The sequence below is a fragment of the Leisingera sp. ANG-Vp genome (assembly GCF_000813725.1).
In the GTDB taxonomy this organism is placed as follows: Bacteria; Pseudomonadota; Alphaproteobacteria; order Rhodobacterales; family Rhodobacteraceae; genus Leisingera.
Genome location: NZ_JWLD01000067.1, coordinates 1 through 304 on the forward strand (window position 1 = coordinate 1; position 304 = coordinate 304).

Consider the following 304-nt stretch of genomic DNA (forward strand, 5'->3'; position numbering starts at 1 on the left):
GCCGGATGCGGTGCGGATGCAGCTGCCGCCCGAGAGCCTGCACCCTGTGGCAGAGCAGGACAGCACCGATTTCGACAAGGCGCTGCGTTCGGTTGCGGCGCCGGTGGTGCTGGCGGTGGGCTTTCTGGGCGCGCGGGTGGATCATCAGCTGGCGGCCTTCAATACGCTGGTGCAGGGGCATGATGCCCCTTGTGTGCTGGTGGGAGAGACTGAGGTGATCTTTCACTTGACCCATCCGGTGGCGCTGCCTGCGCAGGCAGGCGAGGTGATTTCGCTGTTTCCGATGCAGGCGGCAGCGGGGCGG

General features: G+C 66.8%; 1 pseudogene. It reads left to right on the forward strand.

The annotated features are described in order from the left end of the window. Window positions 1–304, forward strand: a pseudogene (locus RA20_RS19680) (thiamine pyrophosphokinase); the annotation flags it as partial.